Origin of the sequence: Noviherbaspirillum pedocola (assembly GCF_016632335.1) — a bacterium.
Classification (GTDB): domain Bacteria; phylum Pseudomonadota; class Gammaproteobacteria; order Burkholderiales; family Burkholderiaceae_D; genus Noviherbaspirillum_A; species Noviherbaspirillum_A pedocola.
Window position 1 is genome coordinate 129434 of the sequence record NZ_JAEPBG010000004.1, and the last position, 15737, is coordinate 145170.

Sequence of the window (15737 nt, forward strand, 5' to 3'; positions counted from 1 at the left end):
AGATGATGCCCCGATCCCTTTGCCACAACAGCCAGGATAGAAACTTGTGCCTGGCTGATACCCCCCTCAATAAAACTCATGAATGAAATTACGTACTAGAACTTGTAGCGAGTTGCAGTTTCGTCTAGTATCCTTTTGGAAATTTTCGGTGCGCGATAAGGCGACCCAAGAGTTGGGCTAAGTGCGGTGAAGGATATGGTCGTGGAGTATCACGGGGCGGTTCAAATACGATGCTGTGCGGGGTCTGCAGCATTTCGGTCAATCTCATTGCCGCAATGACGCCGTGCCTGAGCGCTCCTATACCCTCACCTGTCGACAGTGTCATGCCCTATACGCGCTGCCTCTGGCTGTCTGCCAGGGCTGCGGCCCGACCAGCACAACTTGGGATGGGGTACCGTCCCAATACCAGCGTTGGGTAGCGTGCTGCAAATGTCACGCGCGTGTCCACCTTAAGAACGCGGCGCACCTTCCCGAGCCCGAGAAATGCACGATTTGCGGCGCACCAGATTTGGGTTGGCGCGGCAGTGACGGTGAGTGGTGGGATGCTGCGCGAAATGGCAGACCCACTGGTCCAAGCGTCTGGATTCATGGCCTGTTCGACGGGAATTATGACGGCGCGCTCATGAGCGGGCATGCTGACGTTGCATTCGGCTTGCGTAATTACACATTCAAGGTGGTAGAGGCCGCGCTTAACTGCGCCGGTCGCGTCGACCAGCCTCCTGTGCCGGTTGATCCCGCCGGTCTTGCACCACTACGGCTGCCGATCGTGCGAAAGGTGCGTATTTTTTATCGTACGGCCGAGGGCGAGACCCACTGTCAAATTGCAGACTTGCATGACTTTCGACTGCACCAGTGGGGCACGGCCAGCAATGAGCAGGTCAGCAATGGAGCACCTGCCATCGTGGGCCGGTTTTGGGGTACAGCCTATGCCCGCCTGATGCTGCCCAGGGAAGCGGATCTTCCAGGAGACGAACTGGATCCCACTTCTGCAGCCTCGCCAAACAGGCCTCCGTCTCCGGATATCCCTGCAGCATCCGCTGCCGATGAAGCGCCGGGGAATGCGACTGAAAACGACAGTGGCATTCCCGACAAGAATCCTGAACCGTCCGGTAAGGACAGTGCTGTGGATGGTATGGCAGCGACGGATCAGCATTCCGCGCGAAGTAACCGAAGTGAAAGCGCCGGATCTTCATCGCAAGATGAGACCGTGAACGCAGCAGCTACGCCTTCTCAGGACGAGGCGGAGGGATCGACGGCTGAGAGACGCGCGCCATCTTCGCCGCGACCAGCCGATACGACCGCCGTTGACGATGCCGCGCAAGCGATCGATACCTCTTCCGCGCACGATGCTCGTACTGGCGTTGATGCCGGTATTCGGCGTTTCAGAAGGGTGGGCTTAGGGCTGGAGCCCGGCGTGCCATTCCTGCGACCGCGCTGGTGGACGTTTCTGTGGTGCGCAGCGCTGCTCTTGTGGCTAGTGTGCGGCTGGCCGGTCATGCTGTTGGGCGTCGGCGCACTCTTATTGCACCGCGTGCTGCGACTCGTATGTTGCAAACGCTGGGGTTGGCCGCGTCCGGCTTGGGAAGCATGGGTACATCCTTTCCCCATGCTTGTTCTGGCCGCATTCGCGTATTTGTTCATCACGGAGAGTTCAAGGCCTCCTTTATGCGCGCAGCCGTCCATGGAATGGGTTGGTGTGCTAGCCGGAATGCTGCTCCTCTCTGCGCTTGCCAGACTGCGTGCTGTAGCGTTAATCATCGCGCTGCTTTGGATCGCAGCGTTGCTGGGATCCTTCCGCCATCATGGCGCAGAGTGTGGCCAGAGCATGGCCCAAGCAGCCCAATCCGCAGTAAAGACCGCTACGGAGAAGATCCAGCAACGTGCCGACGATCTGATGTCGTATGACAGTGATGCTGAAGTCATCAACTCGGGTTCGGCCGAGAGTCAGAAAGCGCATCGCATATCGCTGGCACGGGCACTTCAGGATCCCTCGCAATATTTCACTTGCCCACGGTATGCAGGCGACGCCAGGGCGACGCCAGCCGAAATCTATTTGGGAGAGTCCGCGCTGTTCAAGTTCAAGAGTGACCGACTTGATGCAGATGCCGATGCGCATCTGCGCAAGCTAGCCGAGCTCATTCGTCACAATCCCAATGCTTCCATTGTCTTGACCGGCTATACAGACAAACTTGGCGTGCCGCTTTTAAACCTTAAATTAAGCGAACAGCGGGCGAGAAGCGTGGCTGACTGGCTCGTCGAACATAATGTGCTTCCTTACGATCGCATTGAAGTACGTGGCGCCGGTGACCGTGATCCGGTAGTGGATGATCCAGCTCTATACCGGATGAATCGGCGTGTTGAAATGCGCATCGATTGCGACAATGTTGTAGAGGAAAACGGCGATGCAGCAGCTCCCGCCGTCGGGGAGCTGGCGCAGAAAGCTGTGCCGACTGCCGGGAACGAGACGGGATCGGCCCCATGACCCTTCTCGTGTCGATGATGTCAATGTTTAGCCGGCTACGCGTCCATCTCTTCGCACAACCGGCGATCCTTGCCGCCGCTGCTTCCCGCATTGTTTTACCGGGCGGCCGCACTCCGCTCTCGCTTACGCTGCGCGGCTGGGGATGGCTTGCTGCAATCCCCGCGGGAACCGCGCCGCGCAGACAGGCATGGCGCTTCTTTAAGACCGGCCGGCTGCAAGTGCTTGTTCCCGTGGGGGAGCCGGTAAGCATTTTGACGAGGAACTGTTTCGGCCGAAGCGGGAGTACCTGGTATCCGGTCGCCAGTACTGTGCAGGAAAGCCCTGTCGCTCCCAAGCCGAAGCAGCGCGTCGTCGATATGAATTGCGTGCGTCCGCCGCAAGGCAATGTGTTGCGTCTGCCATTGCCAGACACGATCGCATTTTCACTTCCCGCACCAAAGCCAGTTGCAGTCGTGCTTCCCAAAGCCCGCGGTCTCAGCATGCCCCGAATGCACCCCGCGCATTTTGCGATCCCTGCGCTCCCTTTTGAGGTACGCCGCGATCTTGCCGATGCAGGGACCCATGCAAAGCAGGCTGCCGCTGCAGTTGAAGAGTCGGTCGCGGTATTGGCCCACTACGACAAACAATGAACAACATTACCGACAACGAGGCAATCATCATGTCATCCTTCCCCGAGGCCACAGGCGACAACCAGGCGCCCCGTTATTTCCAGGACTATGTATACGGCTCGCCGAGCGCCAACAGCCATACGTTCTGGGGGCGTTGCAAAGCAGCGATCAGTGACTTCCTGTGCTTTTGCGCCGGTGCTGATCCGCAGATCCTGCGATATTGTCCGCATTCAGAGCGTGTCAAGGAGCAAGGTATCGGTGGTGTGGTGCTGGCGACCGCAACACTCGCCTTTTTCTCCGGGTCGTATGGTTTCTACACCGTCTTTTCATCGAAGAACGGCTTTGCACTATCAGCAGAGCAGCAGGCGTTTGATTGGGCGGCACTGGCGCTCGCCATCCTGTTCGGTCTCGTCTGGTCGCTCATGATCTTCAATCTTGACCGCTTCATCGTTTCCACCGGCGGCCATGGCGATGGCACCGAGAAGATCACATTGGGCGAGATCTGGCGCGCTGTTCCCCGCATCATCATGGCGATCGTCATCGGTCTGGTCCTGTCCAAACCGCTGGAAACCCGCATCATGAAGACTGAGATTGAAGCCAGGCTGACTGAGATGCAAAAGGACGAGGCAGCAAAGCTGCAGCGCCAGGACGACGCGGAATACGAGAAGGGAAGAAAGGAGCTCGACGCCAAAAAGGCGGAGCGCGTCAAGCAGCGCGATCAGAAAGCGACCGAATTGCGTGGCATGCTGGACCGTATCACCGAACAGCGAGACAGAGTCGACAAGGAAGCCGATGGTACCGCTTCAGGTCGAGCTGGCGAAGGCAAGGCGTTCAACGCCAAGAAGACCAATCTCGAAGAGATGAAGGCGCAGTACGAGCGCACGAAACGGGACTACGACCCGGAAATCAGAAATCTTGATACGGAAACCGCCGCCATCCAGGCACAGATCGATGAGGGTTTGAAGAAGCGCGAGAGCACCTTCCGGGAAAATGAAAAGAAGGCTGCCAGTCTTGATGGGCTGATCAAGCGTATTGAAATTGCCGGCGAAATCTCACCAGGCGGAAGCCTGATGCTTACCTTACTGCTGATCGTGCTCGAGATCGCTCCGATCTTCTTCAAGATGATGGTCGCGATCGGCCCCTACGACTATCTATCGGAAAACGTCAAACGACTGGCGATCGCAGCACGCGGCATCGAAATCCGCGAGCAGATCAACGGCAAGGGCAGCGTGGAAGTGAGCGACGCGATTTACTACCAGGCAGAGACTTTGTATGAACATGAGGCCGGCAAACTTGAAGTCGAGCGTCGACTTGCCGAAGTCGCCTACGGGGTTTATCAGGAGCAGTTGGCAGACGATATTCGTGCGAACCCGGAAAAATACCAGCGCTCGGCACGTGCACCAGGCTCGATGGCGGCCTGAGAACCGATCTGCAATATGGCATTGATGACAGTTATCGCGCGGTGCCTGCTCGCGGTGATGGGATATGACCGGGCAGTGGTGTCGTACCTGTCCCGCAAGGATTTCTGGCGTCTTGCGTTGTCGTCGTTGCTATGCCTGTGCTCCGCCTTTCTTTATGCCGTCTCTGCTGCCTACCTCGCCTATGTCGCTGTCTACGCTGACTTTGCGCGCTGGCTGACCGCGACAGGAATCGGGATAGGCGTGTTTCTCTTCGCTGTCACCATGCAGCGCCTATTCGTGAGCACGGGAGGCTATGCGCACCACTGGGACCAACAGCGCCTTGCGCAGTGGCGTCCCGATCGGCTGCGTCTGGTATGCGTAGTCATCATCGCGCTGCTGCTGTCGCTGCCCTACCTGCTCATGTCACATCGCGACAGGCTCGATCAACAAATCGAGGAAATCCGCCAGACCAAGGCGGCTTTCTATCGGGATCAGTTGCGTCGCGCACGCGATGATCGCCGTGAAGATCTTTCGCGCGCGCGCGCCCTGGTTGCTGAGGATGAGCAGCGTGTTACCGCGCGGATTGCCGGCGCTGTTGCGCCAGTCAAGCACACTGCCGTGGCACAGTCCGGCCGGCGCAGAGCGCTCCTCATCGGTGTGCATCGCTACCAGCACTTCGACGCGCTGCCCGGAGTCGGGACTGATGTACAGACGCTCGAGCGTTCGCTGGCCGATGCCGGATTCATTACGACGGTATCCATTGATGAGACCCGTGATCAGTTGGTGCTGAAAATTGACAGCTACCTGAAGTCGCTGCAGAAGGGTGACATCAGTATCGTGTACTACGAAGGACATGCCTTGCAGCGCGCGGGCCGCAATCACCTTGTGCCGGCAGACTACCAGCCCGGCGCAAGAGCGGGCGCCTATCCGATCTCCCAGTTGATCGACGATGTCGCCAATACCTCGCCGCAATGGAGCATCGTAGTGCTTGACGTCAAGCACCGGTTTCCGGAAAGCGCTCACTTAGGACTGGCGCCTGTGCATTCGCAACCGAATACGGTAGTCGTGACAGCCATACCACCCGGAACCGTACAGCCGGCCAACGTAGCCAGCGACAGCATGCTTGCTGCCACCTTTGCCCATCAGATCGGCGTGGCGGACAACCCGCAACAAATGCTGCAGCGTGTCGTTACGGAGACAGCGGAACGCTCCTTGCGATTGACGGGTTGGAAGCAGCAGGTGGTTGCCACCTTCGGCAAACATACGGACTTGTTTCGATCCGCCGACATTGCCGCAGCGTCGGAAAAGGAAGGTCCGCCCGGAACGGTCGGTACGGACAGCGTCGGATGCCGGGAAGACAGCGTGCAGACCCTGCAACGCTGCTTACGCGCACGTTTGAATGTACTCGACGCCAGCCTTAATGCAATTCAGCGGCACAGGCATGCTGAGGACGAGCACAATGTGGATCTCTATCTCGCCAGCCTGCATCAATCCAGCATGCTCAGTGAACGCTGGAAGCTGTTGTGGGACGAACGCGGCGGCAACATCGTCTTGGCATTGCTGATCGCCCTTGCGATGGTGCTCGGTGATCTGTTGCGTGACCTTGGCGTTGACGCGCTTCGCAGCTATGAGCAGTGGCGAGCCGCTGGTGCACGCATTGCGATTGAAGCTGGCTATGAAAAGGCGCGGCAGTCCGTGGGCGATGCGCTTACGCCTTATGCGGCTGGCCCGCTGCCAGGGCTGCGCTGGCATGAGCTCAACCAGTATTTCGAAAATCCTTCCGCCGCCCGGCTGTCGCTTGGCGGTGTCGTTGCCGCTGCGAACGGGTCGGACGCTGAGCTGAGGCAGGCCCTGATTCTGCCGGCCACCACGCCGCTGCTACCGGCGCCGCAAAAAGATGCCAACCCTGATTCAACCGGACCAGTCACATGATGCACATTCCTACCCCGCCTGTTCCACGCGCGCCATATAGGCCGGGACGGTTGCGCCGTGCGGTATGGTTTGTCACTGGCGCCGATGCGCAGGTTTTGTGCGACCCCGATTGTCCAGAGTCCGAACGCACGAAATTCGACTCCATCGGGTTAGCGATGTGCCTGACTACCGGGCTGGCATTTTTGTCCGGCGTGAGTGCCTTCTATCAGATTTTTTTCCCTGGGCTGCACCGCTATGAATTTCTCGGCACGCCGTGGCGTGCAGTGATCAGCCTACTATTCGCAGGTATCTGGACACTTGTGATTTTCAACATGCAGCGTTTTATTATGCTTGGCAGTCGCCGGGTATCCGACCATGGCGTGTTGCATCTGGGTGATTGGCTGCATGCGCTGCCTGGAATGGTACTGTCGCTCGCTGTGTCGCTGACCTTGGCGACGCCATTGCAAGTGCTCTTGTTGGCGCCTGAGATTGATGTCCACCTGATCAAGGAGCAACAAATCCGTAAGCGTGCGGTCCATGCAAGCATCGACGCGCACTATGCGGCTGAAAATCAAGACCTCACAGAGCGGGCTATGCAGCTACGGGAACGGACTGGACATGACCTGCCGGGAAGTGGTGTTGCCACTCCATCGTGCTTGCAAGCGTCTTCGTTCTCACATGATCCGTACGGCTTGCCGCAGCTTCAGGAATGTCTCCGCCAGGTAGAGCAATGGAATGCGGTGCTCACCCAGCGTCAGGCAGCGTTGAAGGAGCTGCATGGCCATTCCGATGGCAGTCCGCAAGGCCGGGAGGCGGAAGCTGAATGGCTCGCACTTCAGGAGGATGGGCGCCAAGCTCGCATGGCGCGTGAGCGACTGTATGCCGACATCACGCTGGACCAGCAAGCCGGGTTGCTGAGGCGCGCGACTGTTGCTTACGAGGTCAATCCACTGTCGAGCTGGGCGATATTCCTTGTGGTCTGCTTCATCCAGGGAGTGCCAGTATTGATTCGGACACTATCCGTGAAAGGCCCGTATGAAGATTTGCTCGACATGGTCAGTCGGCGACATCTTGCTGCGGCCGGCATCGAGCCCGCCTCGCTCCTTCTGTTCGACCGTCACGGCAAATCCTTCCCGGTGGATTCCTATCTGATGGTGAAGAACACGGAGCAACGGATGCTTTCCGTGTTGCGGACGCACCGTCAGGCACTACGCGAAGAGCGGCTGGCACGCTTCGAAGAGCGCTATGCAGCAATCATGCGAAGTCAGGTGCATCCATTTGCAGATAGCCCGTCAGGAGCAGAACGATCAAGATCGGGCGTTTCTATTGATAAAGGCTTTTAGTACCGCAGGAGAGGAGGGTCTATGGGCTGCCTCGCGGGACATGAGCCGTTGTGTGATATTGCTTGCGTCCGGAGAGGCTTGGAGCGCGGCGATTGATAAAAGACAGGTTTACCCGCCTGCGTTTTATGATGCAGTCCAGCTTGGCATCTCAGCGTCAACGCTCTGTCGCGCTGTTGATCTCATTTGACGCCGGCAATCAGCAGTCAGCAAGTGCCATCGTCCAGAACGCGCTGCTCGGGGCAACAGTATCGGCGCTGGGCATAGATCGTTTGACCGCGAACCTATGCAGGAGCGCGTGCTGCGTTGTCGGGAAGCGTGAGGCCGTCTGCAGAAGTGCGCTTGAAAACAGAGCGAGCAGCGCCGCAGACCATGCAGCAATTAGGGGGCAGCAAGGAAGTGAATCGCAGCGGAATACTTTTTCATGTCGCCGGCCTGTGGACGCTGTCCACGCTCGATGCATCGGCAAAGTGGCTGGTGCTGGCCGGTGTGCCGGTATTGATGGTCACCTGGGTGCGCTACCTGGGCCACATTGCCGTGATGACCGCCGTTGTGCTGCCGGCGCAGCGCGGCGCGCTCCTGCGCACGCGCTCGCTCAGTCGCCAGCTGGTTCGCGGCGTATTGATGGTCTTGTCCACCTTGCTGTTCTTCTCGGTCCTCAGGCGCCTGCCCCTGGCCGAGGCGACCTCCCTCAATTTCATGGCGCCCCTGTTCCTGATGGCCATGGCGCCCGTGCTGCTGAATGAGGCGCACCGCCTGCACCGCTGGGTCGGCGTGCTGATGGGGTTTGCAGGCGTGCTGATCGTGGTGCGCCCGGGATCGCAGCTCGATCCCATCGGGGTAGCGCTCGGTCTGTTGACCGCGCTGACTTTCGCCTTCTTCCAGATTGCCACACGCCGCGTCGCGCACGACCCGCCATTGACGACCAATTACTACGGCGGGCTGGTCGGCACGGTCGGGCTGACGCTGGCGCTGCCTTGGTTCTGGCAAATGCCGGACCTGTCGGCCGCGCAGTGGCTGCTGCTGCTGTCCACCGGCCTTACCGGGTTTGTCGGTCACCTGCTGCAGATCGTCGCTTACAGCAGAACTCAGGCGACGCTGCTTGCCCCCTTCAGCTACCTGCAGATCCTGGCGGCGACCGCGCTTGGCTGGCTGGCCTTCGGGCAGTTGCCGGATATGACGACGGCCATAGGCATTTCGCTGATTTGCCTGGCGGGACTTGCCGTCGTGCTATGGGAAACGCGCCATGCAATCGCGGCTGCGGTCTCGCGAAAATGAACACCGGATTTTCTTCGGGGAGCGCTTATCTGTCTCGCTGAAAGGCGAGCGGCATGTGCTGCTCCTGGCCTTCGGTGCTGCATGGCTTCGTAGCATCCGATGTTGCTCATGCCGCAACGGTGTTGCTTTTACGGCGCGCTCCCATCCTCACTTCCTTCGAACTGATTTTTCGCAATCGTCCCCATATTGATGAAGCGGAAGCTCGAATCACATGAGTCCGCTCATGTAACCAAGGAGGTCGCCATGTACCCGTGTCAAAGGCCGCGCAAGGAGCAGGTCCGTGAATGGTTGCAGAATGAAGTCGCACAGCACCGTCCGCCGCCCGCACTGATTGAGATTCGTCGTCAGCTCGGATGGGGATGGATCGAGATGGAGCGTGAAGAGCGACAGCGCGAAGGGCAATAGGTGTTGGCGCCAATAACGCCATCAACCCACCGTACAACAGGAACACTGGAAATTGGCCGGCCGAAATGCCGGCCTTTTCATGTCGACGACCGGCGTCTGCGCGCCTGAGGCAGTTGCATGAAGTGCCTGCCGGCGTCCATAGTGGCAAGCTTTTGATGACATTCAACAGAAAGGCAGGATGCGGATGGACCGGGAGATGATGCGAAACATGGCTAGGCCGATGCGGTGCTGTGGGCATGCAGGCCGAGTGTTCACGGACGTACGTATGGCCCGTCTGGTGCGCAGCGCTTTTGCCGGCGCGATGCTGCTCATGGCCGCGCAGCAGGCCAGCGCGCAGATGAGCGGCGACGCCGGCTGTGAGCAGCAGGCGCGCCATGCCGGGAAGCTGGCTGAAGCACGGGATCGTGGTTTGTCGGAACAGCAGGCGGTGAATGAGGTACTAGCCGGAGAGCCGGCTGCGAACAGGCAGGAGGTTGCCGAGTCCGCTGAGTTGCTTTTCCATCGCTTTCGCCGCATGCCGCCGGATCAGGCCGCATTCGAGTTCATGGCTTCCTGTCTGGATGAAGCGAATTGACCAGGTTCAGCCCGCTGCTGAGGGGGCTGCAATGCGCGCCATGGCCGGCGCGGGTACCTGCGCGTCCAGCTGATGCGTGAAGAGGGTTGCGCCGGCAGGTACGCACAGCGGCCGCCAATCCGGCTGCCTCTCTTGCCGGCTTCAGCCGCCGTGATATGGGCTGTTCGCGTCGAACACGCGTAGGCTATACGGTTTGTCCGACTGGTTGCTTGTGCCTGGAGCGCTATTGAGCGTGGAGCAAGCAGCCATGGACAGCGTGGCGAGCAGCAGCAGAGCAATCTTCATTGTTTTTCCTTGAATCGCTTGAGGTCCGCGGGAAGCGGGCCTTGTGTGGTGGAGTGATGCCTTCATGGCAGCGCTGCCAATTTAACGCCGCGGAGTGCGACGATAAACGCGATGCCGAACAAGAGGTCATTGCAGTATCTGCAATAAAGTAACGGTGGTATCGGGGCAGGCGGATTGATGGTTCAGGGAAGCTTGCTTGGAGCGATGCGCATGATAGGTCTGTCGCGGGGAAAGCATGAGGATGGGAAAGTCGGGAAGAGCATTCACGCTCGTCTTGTTGAGCATTACTGGAAATGCGCTGGCGACGCCTGCGCTGATGAGCGCCGGTCTTGGCGCATGCCTCGGCATTGGAGAGGATGCCGCCCGACTTGCCTGCTATGACCGGCTGGCACGCCAAAGCGTGAGCGCCGAAGGCGAGTCGCAGCGCGCCACTGCAGTGCCAGCGCACGAGGCCGGGCCGGAAAACGCCGCAGTTCAGGAGCCGCGACAACAAGGCGTCGATACCTCGTATCTGGCCAGTCATTGGGAACTCGATGCGGCGCACAAGCGTGGCACCTTCAGCTTTCGTCCGCATCATGAAAACTATCTGGTCGCGACTTATAACTCCTCACCCAACAATGCGCCTTATCGTCCGTTCCAGGCATTGACGCCCGGCGCGAACGGCCTGGCTCACAGTGAATTGGCGTTTCAGCTCGGCTTCAAGATGAAGCTCGCGGAGAACCCATTCAATCAGCCAGTGGACTTGTGGTTCGGCTATACCCAGCGCAGCTTCTGGCAAGCCACGAACCATCAGGCTTCCAGCCCTTTCCGGGAAACCGACTATCAGCCGGAACTGATGGCGGTGGTGCCGACCGATCTCAACATCCTTGGACTGAGGATGCGCTTCATCAATCTCGGCTTATTGCATCAATCGAATGGACAGGGCTCGACCCTGTCGCGCAGCTGGAACCGCGCCTATGCGCAGTTCGGATTCGAGCGCGGCGACTTCACGCTCACGGCGCGGGCCTGGAAACGCTTCAACGAGAGTGCGGAAAGCGATGACAACCCGGACATCAGCAATTACATGGGACATGGCGATGTGGTAGGAAGCTATCGCCACAACGGCCACGAATTTTCCCTGCTGTTGCGCCGCAACTTCAATACGGACAAAGGCGCGGCGCAGGCGAGCTGGGCCTTTCCTCTGACCTCGAACCTGAAGGGCTATGCGCAGTTTTTCTCCGGGTATGGCTACAGCCTGATCGATTACAACGTTTACCAGCGCGTCCTTGGGCTCGGCTTGCTCGTCAAGTTCCGATAGCAAACAAAAAGATGCCGCGCCTGTTTCCAGGACGCGGCATCCTTGATCGTCAGAACCCGGGGAGGGCTCTGCGCTTATGCCTGTTCAGGCATCAAGCCGCCTCAGGCCTGCTTGCGACGACGCGCCAAGCCCAGGCCCATCAGACCCAGGCCGATGAGCGCCACGCTGGCCGGCTCAGGCACGGCATTGCCGAAGATGACATCCATCGAGCCGTTGATGGTTTGCGTGCCGGACACGTTGAAGTTGTTCAGCTGGCCCGACTGGAAGGACACGTTGTAGAACGGATTCGGCGAAGTGAAGAACTGGCTGCCGGCCGAAGTCAGGCTGAAGCTCGACGCGGTGCCGAAATTGCCGCAGTTGATGCCGCTGCCGTCGCTGCCGGTGCAGGTCGGCAGCGTCGGGTCCAGGGTGCCCTGGCCGGAGGCCGGCATGCCGGTGCCGATCAGGTAGTCGTCGCCATTGGCGCCGAGCGTCCAGGGCGTGTTGCCGTTGGCCGGGGCGGTGAAGCTGGTATTCGTGCTCGGGTCGATAAATACCGACAGATTGCCGCCCTTGGTGAAGTTGAACGCGGTTTTGCCATCGGCGCCGGTGCTGTAAGTGCCGCTGCCGGTGTACAGCGCGTAGAGACCGTACTGGCTGGCAACGACCGAGCCGGACTGGCCAAGCTGGGAATTGACCGGGGTGGCGCCATTGTTGGTGACGAACTGGCCCGCGTTCCAGAGCAGGGATGCATTGAAGGTATTGTTCGCGCCGAAGGAAATCACTTCGGTGTAGTTGCCGGTGACCTTGTCAGCGGAAAAGGTATTGGCGGTAGCGCCGGTGACCGAGCCTTCGTTGACGGTGAAGTTCGGGAAGGTTTGCGCGAGCGCAGCTGAGCTGGCCAGGGCAAAGCCGCCCGCGAGAAGGGTAGCCAGTACGGTTTTCTGTAGCGATTTCTTCATGCTGATTCCATGGTTCGGTTGCTTGAATTTCCACGCTCCGTCGTTGACGGAGCACGCGTTTGCACGCATTGCATAAGAGCAATCAGGACGCACCATGGAAACAATGCAAAATCTTTGCCACAACAAAGTTAACATTGTGAATCAGTGCGTTATGGAATCTGGACGAAAGGCATCTTGCGTGAATGTAAAGCATGTCGACATGATGTTTTTACAATCATGCTGCATTGCAACGACATTTGGTGTACGGCGGCGTGTGCTCTATCAGTAGACGAGTCATCACCAGCGCGGCGGCTCTTTAATGCTGCAGTGCAATATGAAATGCGGCTGTATTCCGCAATCGACCAAGCCGAGCTTGGGCTGCATGACGGTTACGGAATCAACTCGGAGCAACACGAAGTCGGCAAGCTTGTCCTTGCTTGCAAGCAAGCTTTGTTCAGAATGTGAATTGGCCGATAAGCGACCGGGTTACACTTTGTTCGGAACAGTACCGGGCTCCCATTGCGCATGCTTCCGACACCGCAGCCGTTTCCTCTTCAGCAGAAGCTTCACATTCTGCGCGAGCACATTCCTGCGCTCGCGCCCTGGCCGGCGGCATGCGGCGCGCTGATCGTCGGCATATGGGTCTGGGCCGCGTCGACGGTCCATCATGAGAAGCATGAGCTGCTCGAGCGCGCGCGCATCACGACGGCTGCGCAGGCGCGCACTTACGCGGAACAGATAGAGCGAACCATTGGCCAGCTCGACTACATCATGCTCAGCCTGCATTACCAGTGGCGGCAGAACGGCGGATGGTTGAATCTCGAGGACCAGGTCAAGGCCGGCCTGGTTCCCGAAGACGCGAAGCTTTCCATCACCGTGTTCGACCGCCATGGCATGCCGGTCACCAGCACCAGTCCGGAGATAAAGGGAAAGCTGAACATTGCTTCACGCGAGTACTTTCGCCGTCACGCATCCAACCCCAGCGGCGAGCTGTTCATTTCCAAGCCGATGCGCAGCATACTGACCGGGCGCGACGTTCTGATCTTCTCGCGCCGGCTCAACACCGAGGACGGCACGTTTGCGGGAATCATGGCGCTGGCCATCGAACCGCGTTTTCTCGCCTCGTTTGTCGATGAATCCAAGATCGGCAAGGACGGCTTCGCATCGATCCGGACTTCGGACGGCGTATTCATTGCCGCCAAAACCAGCCGTGGTTTCCGCACCCAGGGTCCGAACCACCCGGGCGCGCCGGAATTCAGCCAGCCCAGCGGCGTGCGCCGCACTCCGGCCGATCGCTACCTGGACCGCAAGGACCGCATCGTTGCATGGAGCACGGCCCGTCACTATCCGATCGTTGCCGTCGTCGGCGAATCGGAAGGCGCACTGCTCGAGGAATACGCGTCCAGGGGCATGGAGATACGCATGGCTGCCGGCATGGCCAGCATGCTGCTGTTCCTGCTGGGCGCCGCAGGCATGCGTCGCGCGGCAACGCGCATCTGGCAGGAGGAATATGCGCGCGAAGTGCGGGATGTGTACCGCACCGCCACCGAGAACGCGCGCGATGGTTTCTTCATGCTGCGTCCGCTGTACGGGTCCAATCGGGAGATCGTCGATTTTCTGATCGAGGATTGCAATGAACGCGGCGCGCTGTACCGCGGGCTGCCGAGGGAAACCATGATCGGCAAGACCCTGTCGGCCACCATGCCGCACCGGTTCCGCACGCACATGCTGCCCGCGTGCCGGCAGGCGATGGAGATCGGGCTGGTCGAGGATGAACTGGACATTCCACAGCCCGGCTCGCGCACCGTGCGCTGGATGGAGCGGCGGCTGGTGCGTTCCGGCGCCGGTCTTGCGGTGACACTGCGCGACATCACCGAAACCCGGCTGCATCAGGAAGCGCTGGAACGCCTGGCCAATGCCGACGCGCTGACATCGCTGCCGAACCGCCATTGGCTGACGCATTACCTGCCCGCCGCGATCGAAAGAGCCCGGGAGCAGGGCAAGCTGTTTGCGCTGATGTTCGTCGATCTGGATGACTTCAAGAACATCAACGACACCATGGGCCATGAAGCCGGCGACGAATTGCTGCGCATGACAGCCCGGCGTCTGCAGGCGGTGATCCGGCCGGAAGACAAGGTTGCGCGCCTGGGCGGCGACGAGTTCACTATCCTGGTCGAACAGGCGCAATCCCGCGAGGAAGTGGCGACCATGGCCGAGCGCATCATCGAAACGCTGCGCAGTGCGTTCGCGCTCGGGGAAACGCAGCGCCAGCATGTGGTGCATGCATCGGTGGGCATCAGCCTGTTCCCTATCGATGGCGCCGACGGCGCCACGCTGCTCAAGCATGCCGATATCGCGATGTATGCGGCCAAGGCGCAGCAAAAGGGCACCTACCGCTTCTTCGAACCCAGCCTGGAGCGGCGACTCGTCGCGCGCCTGACCCGCGAAGCGGAGCTGAAGATCGCCATCGCCCGCGGCGAACTGGTGCTGCATTATCAGCCGCGGGTAAGCGGCGACGCCGTCGAGATCACCAGCATGGAAGCGCTGGTGCGCTGGATGCATCCGGTGCAGGGACTGATGCAGCCGAATGAATTCATTCCGCTGGCCGAACGCACTGGCCTGATCGTCGCGCTCGGCGAACAGGTGATCCGAATGGCTTGTGAGCAGCTGGCCCTATGGAAGCAGCAGGGCTTACCGGTAGTGCCGATATCGGTGAATGTGTCGGCGCAGCAGCTCGATACCGGAACCTTGAGCGCCGCGCTTACCGATGCGCTGCGCGAGCATGCCTTGGACACCGGCTTGGTCGAGGTCGAAGTCACCGAATCGGCGACGGTCACCGAAAGCGGCGCGGCGCGTGGCGAGCTTGCCGCGATCCAGGCCGCCGGCATCAAGCTGTATGTCGACGACTTCGGCACCGGTTATTCGTCTCTGGCGCAATTGAAGCGTCTGGACATGGATGGCTTGAAGATCGATCGCGCCTTCACTTCGCAAATGCTCAACGGACCGGATGACGCCGCGCTGTTCGCGGCGATTCTCGCGATGGCGCATGCGCTGCGGATGAAGGTCGTTGCCGAAGGCGTGGAGACCGCGGAACAATTGGCGGCGCTGCGCTCGATGGCTTGCGAAGAGGTACAGGGCTACTACATTTCCCGGCCGGTGCCGGCGCACGAGGCGGCAGCACTGTTGAAGCGCCGCTTCCTGCTGCCCGCGCAGGAGAACAGGCACTGAAGGAAGCCG

At 59.8% G+C, this 15737-nt stretch carries 12 protein-coding genes; 10 read left to right on the forward strand and 2 right to left on the reverse strand.

Annotation, left to right across the window (positions count from 1 at the left end):
- The first annotated feature begins 622 nt into the window (after positions 1–622).
- The 8 genes from JJB74_RS11560 to JJB74_RS11595 all read left to right on the forward strand — a co-directional run bounded on the left by JJB74_RS11560 (position 623) and on the right by JJB74_RS11595 (position 9998).
- On the forward strand, positions 623–2482 hold the full coding sequence (locus tag JJB74_RS11560; protein WP_200592025.1) for an OmpA family protein: 1860 nt from the start codon (positions 623–625) through the stop codon (positions 2480–2482).
- On the forward strand, positions 2479–3111 hold the full coding sequence (locus JJB74_RS11565) for a hypothetical protein (RefSeq protein ID WP_200592026.1): 633 nt from the start codon (positions 2479–2481) through the stop codon (positions 3109–3111). The genes JJB74_RS11560 and JJB74_RS11565 overlap by 4 nt, the downstream gene beginning before the upstream one ends.
- Positions 3108–4511 carry a DUF4407 domain-containing protein gene (locus JJB74_RS11570; RefSeq protein WP_200592027.1) on the forward strand — a complete coding sequence of 468 codons (1404 nt, stop codon included), beginning with the start codon at positions 3108–3110 and terminating at the stop codon, positions 4509–4511. Before JJB74_RS11565 ends, JJB74_RS11570 begins: the two co-directional genes overlap by 4 nt.
- A gap of 15 nt (positions 4512–4526) precedes the next feature.
- Positions 4527–6422, forward strand: coding sequence for a caspase family protein (locus JJB74_RS11575; RefSeq protein WP_234484117.1), 1896 nt, complete (start codon positions 4527–4529; stop codon positions 6420–6422).
- Complete coding sequence (locus JJB74_RS11580) at positions 6419–7744, forward strand: DUF4407 domain-containing protein (RefSeq protein ID WP_200592029.1); 1326 nt, start codon at positions 6419–6421, stop codon at positions 7742–7744. The genes JJB74_RS11575 and JJB74_RS11580 overlap by 4 nt, the downstream gene beginning before the upstream one ends.
- A 339-nt stretch (positions 7745–8083) precedes the next feature.
- Positions 8084–9019, forward strand: a complete 936-nt coding sequence (locus tag JJB74_RS11585; protein ID WP_234484118.1) for a DMT family transporter — start codon at positions 8084–8086, stop codon at positions 9017–9019.
- A gap of 243 nt (positions 9020–9262) precedes the next feature.
- Positions 9263–9424 carry a hypothetical protein gene (locus JJB74_RS11590; protein ID WP_200592030.1) on the forward strand — a complete coding sequence of 54 codons (162 nt, stop codon included), beginning with the start codon at positions 9263–9265 and terminating at the stop codon, positions 9422–9424.
- 265 nt (positions 9425–9689) lie between these two features.
- Positions 9690–9998 (forward strand): hypothetical protein, encoded by a 309-nt coding sequence (locus tag JJB74_RS11595; protein WP_200592031.1) that lies wholly within the window; start codon positions 9690–9692, stop codon positions 9996–9998.
- A gap of 141 nt (positions 9999–10139) precedes the next feature.
- On the opposite strand, the gene JJB74_RS11600 is transcribed toward JJB74_RS11595, so the two are convergent.
- The gene (locus tag JJB74_RS11600) at positions 10140–10283 is read right to left on the reverse strand and encodes a hypothetical protein (protein ID WP_200592032.1); all 144 of its coding nucleotides are present in this window, start codon (positions 10281–10283) and stop codon (positions 10140–10142) included.
- Positions 10284–10560: 277 nt separating this feature from the next.
- On the opposite strand from JJB74_RS11600, the gene JJB74_RS11605 reads away from it, so the two are divergent.
- Entirely contained in the window at positions 10561–11580 is a 1020-nt protein-coding gene (locus JJB74_RS11605; protein ID WP_234484119.1) for a phospholipase A, read from the forward strand.
- A 101-nt stretch (positions 11581–11681) separates the two neighbouring features.
- Here the strand turns inward: JJB74_RS11605 and pepA are convergent, their stop codons facing one another.
- Positions 11682–12521 carry a flocculation-associated PEP-CTERM protein PepA gene (gene pepA, locus JJB74_RS11610; RefSeq protein WP_200592033.1) on the reverse strand — a complete coding sequence of 280 codons (840 nt, stop codon included), beginning with the start codon at positions 12519–12521 and terminating at the stop codon, positions 11682–11684.
- 504 nt (positions 12522–13025) lie between these two features.
- Between pepA and JJB74_RS11615 the strand changes: the two genes are divergently transcribed.
- A complete protein-coding gene (locus JJB74_RS11615) occupies positions 13026–15728 on the forward strand; it encodes a bifunctional diguanylate cyclase/phosphodiesterase (RefSeq protein ID WP_200592034.1) in 2703 nt (900 codons plus the stop codon).
- Positions 15729–15737 lie beyond the last annotated feature (9 nt).

Coding starts and splice junctions, on each gene's coding strand:
- JJB74_RS11560 (WP_200592025.1), top strand. CDS start 623: ATGAGCGGGCATGCTGACGTTGCATTCGGCTTGCGTAATTACACATTC.
- JJB74_RS11565 (WP_200592026.1), top strand. CDS start 2,479: ATGACCCTTCTCGTGTCGATGATGTCAATGTTTAGCCGGCTACGCGTC.
- JJB74_RS11570 (WP_200592027.1), top strand. CDS start 3,108: ATGAACAACATTACCGACAACGAGGCAATCATCATGTCATCCTTCCCC.
- JJB74_RS11575 (WP_234484117.1), top strand. CDS start 4,527: ATGGCATTGATGACAGTTATCGCGCGGTGCCTGCTCGCGGTGATGGGA.
- JJB74_RS11580 (WP_200592029.1), top strand. CDS start 6,419: ATGATGCACATTCCTACCCCGCCTGTTCCACGCGCGCCATATAGGCCG.
- JJB74_RS11590 (WP_200592030.1), top strand. CDS start 9,263: ATGTACCCGTGTCAAAGGCCGCGCAAGGAGCAGGTCCGTGAATGGTTG.
- JJB74_RS11595 (WP_200592031.1), top strand. CDS start 9,690: ATGGCCCGTCTGGTGCGCAGCGCTTTTGCCGGCGCGATGCTGCTCATG.
- JJB74_RS11600 (WP_200592032.1), bottom strand. CDS start 10,283: ATGAAGATTGCTCTGCTGCTGCTCGCCACGCTGTCCATGGCTGCTTGC.
- pepA (WP_200592033.1), bottom strand. CDS start 12,521: ATGAAGAAATCGCTACAGAAAACCGTACTGGCTACCCTTCTCGCGGGC.
- JJB74_RS11615 (WP_200592034.1), top strand. CDS start 13,026: ATGCTTCCGACACCGCAGCCGTTTCCTCTTCAGCAGAAGCTTCACATT.